Raw genomic sequence first — 7,333 nt, forward strand, 5'->3', positions numbered from 1 at the left:
TTTAGAGGGGTCAATTTAGATTGGAAACTGAGGGTCAGTTTAGTTGGAATATCCAGTATAGCCTAACTCTTTTAATTTGGCTATATCTTCATGTGAAATAAACATAAATCGATATCTAAAATGCCCTTTTTCAGCAGCATATACAATATCACGGAAAATGGCTTCTATATTGCTATAATCCTTAGCCTTTTTATTCGCTTCCTGAGCCGTAAGAAAATTCTTTTCCATAATTAATTTAATTGTTTATCATTAAAAAGTTTCTCAAGTAGTTCTCTTTCAAGAGGTTTAAAAGAATCGTTTGCCATTTTATTATAAAAAGCAGGCAAAGACACCCCGCTCTGTCTGAGGAACTCATCTCTCAATTCTGTTTTGTCATCTCTGGACAATTGTTCATAATGGTATTTAAGTACCATTTTCGCTTGTTTTTGCTCCTTTCTCATAATTATTCCCGTTTTTATTCTTAAATTTATAATGCAAATATAGACTTAAGGAAATTAATTTCCAAATAGTTTAATGTATAATTTCTAATTATTTTAATCATTCATATGAAACACTTTGGAAATCAGTTAGATGAGCTATTCAGAAAGAAAAAGGTTGTTCAGAAGGACTTTGCAGAGAAAATGGGAGTAACAGCTGTTACTATAACCAAGTGGAAATCTCAGGAGAGCATAGACGCCGCTAAGTTAGAATCAATTTCTAAACAATTAAATGTACCTATTTCATATTGGTTCGATGAAACACACATTACTAATCAATCAATAGCCAATGGAGATGGTAGCGCAGCTTCCATATATGGGAATGCCAGTGCTGGAGCACTTGCAGATAAAGATAAAGAAATAGAGCATCTTAAAGACTTGCTCAAAGAGAAAGAAAGAACAATCCAAATACTAATGAATAAATAAATCAATAATGGAAAAGAAATCCTACTCAGAACTTCAGCAACAATCATTAGAAGAAACAGCCTTCTATATGACATCTGCAATCAAGGTTATCAACGACAAATTGGGTGAATTTTATGCGGAGGAGCACCCCGAAATTTTGGGAGCTTTTATGCAAACAGCCGCCATCACTAATTTAGAATCTGTTCTCCTTAATAAATTGGAAAACATTGAAAAAGCAATAGACCAATTACAGTAAATCAGTGATTTACAGGAATATCTTTCGGCGGTTTTTATACGCATTTACCGGGACGAAATCGGGACGTATAGTATGAAAAAGCGAAGAACTAACATATTATTATTAATTAGTAATCAGCTCTTTACAAAAGCGGATACGTGCACAATAAGTCTTGTCATCCCGACTACCGATAAAGCATTGATAATCGAAAGATTATCGATGCTTTTTGCTTTTTACATACTCATATTTTTCTTACCATTTCAAACTGTTTCCCTTTCACATCTATATTTTTGGCTTTCAGAAAACCGGTAATCGAAGTGCACGAGATATCCGTATTTATAACTTTAACGGATTCGTACTTATTTAATTCAAGCATTTCCCGGAGTAAGAATGAAGCTATTCCCTTTCTTCGATAGTTTTTATCAACCGCCAACTGGGTGACATCACCGGAACCGGGGTCGAAGACACAGTAACCAATGAGATTTCCACCAGTAAACACTCCTAAACAGATAAAGTCTTCGGGTGTCCGTCCGATTGCTTCAAGGCTATTCTGCCAGGAAGGTTTGAAATCCCAGAAGTTAGGAATAGAACCATATTCATGGATATTAATAGGGCGGAACACGCAAGGAAAATCAATCGTTTTTAATTCATTCCTCACTGCGCCGTTCTCCTGTACGAAGTAATTGAACTCACGAGTCACCTCAAAGCCGAGTTTCCTGTAAACAGAAACTGCACCTGTGTTATGCTGCAACACTTCCAACAGATATTGACGGATACCCACTGCCCTTAAATACGGAATGGCATACTCAAAGATACGGGTAGCCAACCCCTTTCCCCTATACTCTTTCAGAGTTCCCGTTCCGGTGTCATAAGCTGTCTTCACTCCATAAAAATCCCCGATGCCATTGCAAGTAAAAGAAACAATCTCACCTTGATTGAATGCGCCAAAGGAGAAAGCAGAATCAAAGCCACGGCGCTTCAACATTGTCTGGAGCTGGGCTTTGTTTTGTTGTACCTCATAATCGGCAAAAGCCTGATTGAATGCTTTAAATAAAATGTCGAAATCCGTTTTACCAAGAGAATTTATTTCCATATCTCTGCAATTAAAGGAGTGAACGTAGAATCATATACTTGCAAATATACAAAAAGTAAGGATAAACATAAATATCAGACTATGCTTTTTGTATATTTACAAGCTAATTGTTTATCTTTGCATACACACATCAGAATTATACTTATGAAAAAAATTCTTGCTTACATTGCCCTTAGTTTTACGGCAATAACTGGTTATGCAGCTACTCCTCTCTGGATGCGCGACTTACAAATCTCACCCGATGGAACGGAAATTGCCTTTTGCTATAAAGGGGACATCTACAAAGTGCCTGCCAAGGGCGGAACAGCTATGCAGCTCACCACCCAGGATTCTTACGAATGTACTCCTATATGGTCGCCAGATGGCAAGCAGATAGCTTTTGCCAGCGACAGAAACGGGAATTTCGACATCTTCGTGATGCCGGCAAACGGTGGAGCCGCCCAACGACTGACCACCCACTCCACCAACGAACTGCCATCCACCTTTACTCCCGATGGCAAATATATCTTATTTTCGGCATCTATCCAAGACCCGGCAACCAGCGCTCTCTTCCCCGCAGCATCAATGACTGAACTTTACAAGGTTCCCACAGCAGGCGGACGTACACTACAAGTGTTGGGAACACCTGCCGAAGCAGTCTGTTTCGACAAGTCCGGCAGTCGTTTCCTCTACCAAGACCGCAAGGGAGGTGAAAATGAATGGAGAAAGCACCACACCTCTTCCATTACCCGGGACGTATGGATGTGTGATGTAAGAACAGGCACACAAACCAACCTGACCAACCGCGGAGGTGAAGACCGCAACCCTGTATTAGCACCGGACGGAGAAACCGTCTATTTCCTGAGTGAGCGCGACGGCGGTTCATTCAATGTATATACCTTCCCGCTCTCCCAACCGCAATCGGTGAAAGCAGTCACCTCCTTTAAAACCCACCCCGTACGTTTCCTCTCAATGAGCAACGACGGCACATTGTGCTATGGATATGACGGGGAAATCTACACTCAGCAAGCGGGTTCCACTCCCCGGAAGATTAGTGTAAAAATCATACGAGACGACCAGCCGCAAATTGTCAATCTGAAATATTCCGATAAAGCAACCTCAGCCACAGCGTCAGCGGATGGAAAACAGATTGCCTTCATCGTGAGGGGCGAAGTATTCGTTACATCGGCAGACTATGCCACTACCAAGCAAATCACCCATACCGCAGCGCGCGAAAGTAATCTTTCATTCTCCCCGGATAACCGGACACTGGCTTATGACAGCGAACGTAACGGAAACCTACAGATTTATCTGGCTAAAATAGTCAGGGAAGAAGACCCTAATTTCCCCAATGCAACGCTGATAAAGGAAGAACCATTGCTGCCATCCACCACCATAGAGCGTAGTCACCCACAGTTCTCGCCCGATGGCAAAGAACTTGCCTTCATTGAAGACCGCAATCGCCTGATGGTATTCAATTTGGAAACCAAGAAAGTACGCCGGATTACCGATGGATCCACCTGGTATAGCACCAGTGGTGGCTTCGATTATGCATGGTCTCCGGACGGCAAGTGGTTTACTCTTGAATTTACAGGAAACAAACACGATCCCTACTCGGACATAGGTCTTGTAAGTGCGCAAGGCAACAGTGAAATAATCAACCTGACTAATAGCGGATACAACAGCGGTTCACCCTGTTTTGTGCTCGACGGCAATGCCATTCTTTTTGTAACCGAACGCTACGGTATGCGCGCGCATGCCTCATGGGGTTCGCTGGATGACGCCATGCTGGTATTCCTCAATCAAGATGCCTATGATAAGTTCAGCCTGAGCAAAGAAGACTATGAACTGTACAAAGAAGCCAATGCCGACCGGAAAAAGACGGAAGAGAAAGACAGCAATAAAGTGAAAGATATTGTAGTAGAGTTGAAAAATATAGAAGACCGCATCGTGCGTTTGACCCCTAGTTCCTCTGATATGAGCAACACTGTTCTTTCCAAAGACGGCAAAACCCTCTACTACCTGACAAGTACAAAAGGCGGACGAAACCTGTGGAAGATGGATCTCCGCAAGCAAGAAACCAAGCTACTCCACAAGATAGATGCCGGATGGACATCTATGGAAATGGATAAGGAAGGCAAAAATCTCTTCATCCTGAACAGCAAGAACATGCAGAAGATGAATCTGGCTTCCAATGAACTAAAACCTATTAAATATCTTGCCCAGTTGAAACTGGACTTGGCGGCTGAACGTGAATACATGTTCGACCATGTGTATAAGCAACAACAAAAGCGTTTTTACAACACCAACATGCACGGTGTGAACTGGGATGCCATATCGGCAGCCTATCGCAAGTTCCTGCCTCACATCAATAATAATTATGACTTCTCGGAAGTATTGAGCGAATGGCTGGGCGAACTGAATGTGTCTCACACCGGTGGCCGTTTCTATCCGGACGGACAAAGCGAACCAACAGCCAGTATGGGATTACTTTTTGACTGGAACTATCAGGATAAGGGTATGCTCATTGCCGAAGTTATAGAAAAAGGGCCATTCGACAAGGCTGATAGCAAGGTGAAAGCTGGCATCATTATTGAAAAGATTGACGGTAGGGAGATCACCCCCGAAATGGATTATTACACGCTACTCAATGATAAGGCCAAGAAGAAAACACTCGTCTCACTGTATGACGCCAAAACCAAAGAACGTTGGGAAGAGGTCGTAATCCCCATCAGAGACAGCGAGCTGAACCAACTGCTCTACGAACGTTGGGTGAAACAGCGTGCAGCAGATGTTGACAAGTGGTCAGGCGGACGCTTGGGATATGTACACATCAAATCGATGGGCGATGATAGTTTCCGTTCCATCTACTCAGACATTCTGGGAAAATACAATAATCGTGAAGGTATTGTGATAGATACGCGTTTCAATGGCGGCGGACGCCTGCACGAAGATATAGAAATATTGTTCAGTGGCAAGAAGTACTTTACGCAAGTAGTTCGCGGACGTGAATCCTGCGATATGCCCAGCCGCCGCTGGAACAAGCCGTCCATTATGCTGATGTGCGAAGCCAACTACTCCAATGCACATGGCACGCCGTGGGTATACAGTCACCAAAAGTTAGGTAAGCTGGTGGGCATGCCGGTTCCGGGCACCATGACCAGTGTGTCGTGGGAACGTCTGCAAGACCCGACATTGGTATTCGGCATTCCGGTGGTTGGTTATCGCCTGCCTGACGGCAGTTATCTGGAAAACACACAGTTGGAACCGGATGTGAAGGTTGCCAATTCACCCGAAACAATCATAAAAGGTGAAGATACACAACTAAAAACGGCGGTGGAGGAATTATTGAAACAACTACATTAGATAGTGATTATTAAGAAGCCAGGTTATGAACTTGGCTTCTTTTTCCTTACCTTTGCGCGAAATATAACAAATCATCTAAATTCATGTTTACTGACCTACTGAATTCCTCGTATTTCGCACTATTCCTTATTGTTGCATTAGGCTTCATGTTGGGAAAAATCAAAATCAAAGGATTATCGCTGGACGTTTCAGCCGTCATCTTCATCGCTCTGCTATTCGGACACTTCGGCGTAGTTATTCCTAAAGAATTAGGAAACTTCGGATTAGTCCTTTTTATTTTCACCATCGGCATTCAGGCCGGGCCCGGCTTCTTCGACTCATTCCGAAGCAAAGGGAAAACGCTTATCATAATCACTATGTTGATTATCTGTTCGGCTTCGCTGACGGCGGTCGGGCTAAAATATCTCTTTGATATTGACACGCCAAGCGTGGTAGGCTTGATAGCCGGCGCATTAACCAGTACACCGGGACTTGCCGTAGCCATCGACAGTACGAACTCGCCGTTAGCATCTATTTCTTATGGTATTGCTTATCCGTTCGGTGTGATTGGCGTTATCTTGTTTGTGAAGCTGCTGCCCCGAATCATGCATATCGACCTCGACAAGGAAGCCCGCCGCCTGGAAAAAGAGCGTCGCGGGCAATTCCCCGAACTGACCACTTGCATCTATCGCGTTACCAATCCTGCCGTATTCGGTCGCAGCCTCATGCAAATCAATGCCCGTGCCATGACCGGAGCTGTCATCTCACGCCACAAACAGGGGGAACTGATTTCTATCCCGACGGCGCAAACCGTACTTCGCGAAAATGACTACATACAGGCAGTGGGTAGCGAAGAAGCGCTGAACCAGCTTGCGGTCTTGGTGGGTGAACGCGAGGAAGGCGAATTGCCATTGGTAGATACGCAGGAAATCGAGTCACTATTGCTGACAAAGAAAGACATGATTAACAAGCAGTTGGGAGACCTGAACCTGATGAAGAACTTCAATTGTACCGTAACCCGTGTCCGCCGAAGCGGTATCGACTTATCCCCTTCACCGGACTTGACTTTAAAGTTCGGTGATAAACTGATGGTGGTAGGAGAAAAAGAAGGACTCAAAGGACTGGCACGCTTACTGGGAAATAATGCCAAGAAGCTGTCGGATACGGACTTCTTCCCTATCGCAATGGGTATTGTATTAGGGGTGTTATTCGGTAAGCTGAATATCACTTTCCCCGGTGGTTTGTCATTCTCGCCGGGACTGACAGGTGGTATCCTGATGGTAGCTTTATTTTTAAGTGCGATTGGTAAAACAGGTCCTATCCTATGGTCCATGTCCGGTCCGGCCAACCAATTGTTGAGGCAACTGGGACTTTTGCTTTTCCTTGCCGAAGTCGGCACGTCGGCAGGTACCAATCTTGTGGCAACGTTTCAGGAAAGCGGTTGGCTACTGTTCGGGGTGGGTGCTGCGATAACGGTAGTGCCGATGCTGGTGGCTGTATTTGCCGGACTGTTTATATTCAAAATCAGTATTCTCGACCTGTTAGGCACCATTACCGGTGGCATGACCAGTACGCCGGGACTTGCCGCTGCCGACTCCATGACTGACAGTAATATCCCAAGCGTGGCCTATGCCACGGTTTATCCTATCGCAATGGTATTCCTCATCCTGTTTATACAGATAATTGCATCTGCGGTATATTGAAAAAGAGAATAGGTTTCCAGATAAGAAAGGAAGGAAATTCAGTTGACGAGGAAACGAGTTGACGAGGGGACAAGGGGCTGCGCAATGCTTCTATGCC

7 protein-coding genes are annotated in these 7,333 nt (G+C 44.2%); 4 read left to right on the top strand and 3 right to left on the bottom strand.

Annotated elements, in window-relative coordinates; all coding sequences use genetic code 11:
* Positions 1-39: 39 nt before the first annotated feature.
* Together QZ135_RS23995 and QZ135_RS24000 are read right to left on the bottom strand one after the other, a co-directional pair.
* Complete coding sequence (locus QZ135_RS23995) at positions 40-228, bottom strand: hypothetical protein (protein ID WP_294615532.1); 189 nt, start codon at positions 226-228, stop codon at positions 40-42.
* A 2-nt stretch (positions 229-230) separates the two neighbouring features.
* Positions 231-440 (bottom strand): hypothetical protein, encoded by a 210-nt coding sequence (locus tag QZ135_RS24000; RefSeq protein WP_294615534.1) that lies wholly within the window; start codon positions 438-440, stop codon positions 231-233.
* A 105-nt stretch (positions 441-545) separates the two neighbouring features.
* Between QZ135_RS24000 and QZ135_RS24005 the strand changes: the two genes are divergently transcribed.
* Positions 546-902, top strand: coding sequence for a helix-turn-helix transcriptional regulator (locus tag QZ135_RS24005; RefSeq protein ID WP_294615536.1), 357 nt, complete (start codon positions 546-548; stop codon positions 900-902).
* Between the two features lie 7 nt (positions 903-909).
* Positions 910-1,137, top strand: coding sequence for a hypothetical protein (locus tag QZ135_RS24010; RefSeq protein WP_294615538.1), 228 nt, complete (start codon positions 910-912; stop codon positions 1,135-1,137).
* 220 nt (positions 1,138-1,357) lie between these two features.
* On the opposite strand, the gene QZ135_RS24015 is transcribed toward QZ135_RS24010, so the two are convergent.
* Positions 1,358-2,209 (bottom strand): GNAT family N-acetyltransferase, encoded by an 852-nt coding sequence (locus QZ135_RS24015; RefSeq protein WP_294615540.1) that lies wholly within the window; start codon positions 2,207-2,209, stop codon positions 1,358-1,360.
* Between the two features lie 144 nt (positions 2,210-2,353).
* Between QZ135_RS24015 and QZ135_RS24020 the strand changes: the two genes are divergently transcribed.
* Together QZ135_RS24020 and QZ135_RS24025 are read left to right on the top strand one after the other, a co-directional pair.
* On the top strand, positions 2,354-5,554 hold the full coding sequence (locus QZ135_RS24020; RefSeq protein ID WP_294615542.1) for a S41 family peptidase: 3,201 nt from the start codon (positions 2,354-2,356) through the stop codon (positions 5,552-5,554).
* 83 nt (positions 5,555-5,637) lie between these two features.
* Positions 5,638-7,236 (top strand): TrkA C-terminal domain-containing protein, encoded by a 1,599-nt coding sequence (locus QZ135_RS24025; protein WP_294615544.1) that lies wholly within the window; start codon positions 5,638-5,640, stop codon positions 7,234-7,236.
* Positions 7,237-7,333: the final 97 nt, after the last annotated feature.

Source organism: uncultured Bacteroides sp. (assembly GCF_905207245.1).
GTDB lineage: Bacteria > Bacteroidota > Bacteroidia > Bacteroidales > Bacteroidaceae > Bacteroides.

Excerpts from the sequence above, each read along its gene's own strand:
- QZ135_RS23995 (WP_294615532.1), bottom strand. The coding sequence starts at position 228 with ATGGAAAAGAATTTTCTTACGGCTCAGGAAGCGAATAAAAAGGCTAAG.
- QZ135_RS24000 (WP_294615534.1), bottom strand. The coding sequence starts at position 440 with ATGAGAAAGGAGCAAAAACAAGCGAAAATGGTACTTAAATACCATTAT.
- QZ135_RS24005 (WP_294615536.1), top strand. The coding sequence starts at position 546 with ATGAAACACTTTGGAAATCAGTTAGATGAGCTATTCAGAAAGAAAAAG.
- QZ135_RS24010 (WP_294615538.1), top strand. The coding sequence starts at position 910 with ATGGAAAAGAAATCCTACTCAGAACTTCAGCAACAATCATTAGAAGAA.
- QZ135_RS24015 (WP_294615540.1), bottom strand. The coding sequence starts at position 2,209 with ATGGAAATAAATTCTCTTGGTAAAACGGATTTCGACATTTTATTTAAA.
- QZ135_RS24020 (WP_294615542.1), top strand. The coding sequence starts at position 2,354 with ATGAAAAAAATTCTTGCTTACATTGCCCTTAGTTTTACGGCAATAACT.
- QZ135_RS24025 (WP_294615544.1), top strand. The coding sequence starts at position 5,638 with ATGTTTACTGACCTACTGAATTCCTCGTATTTCGCACTATTCCTTATT.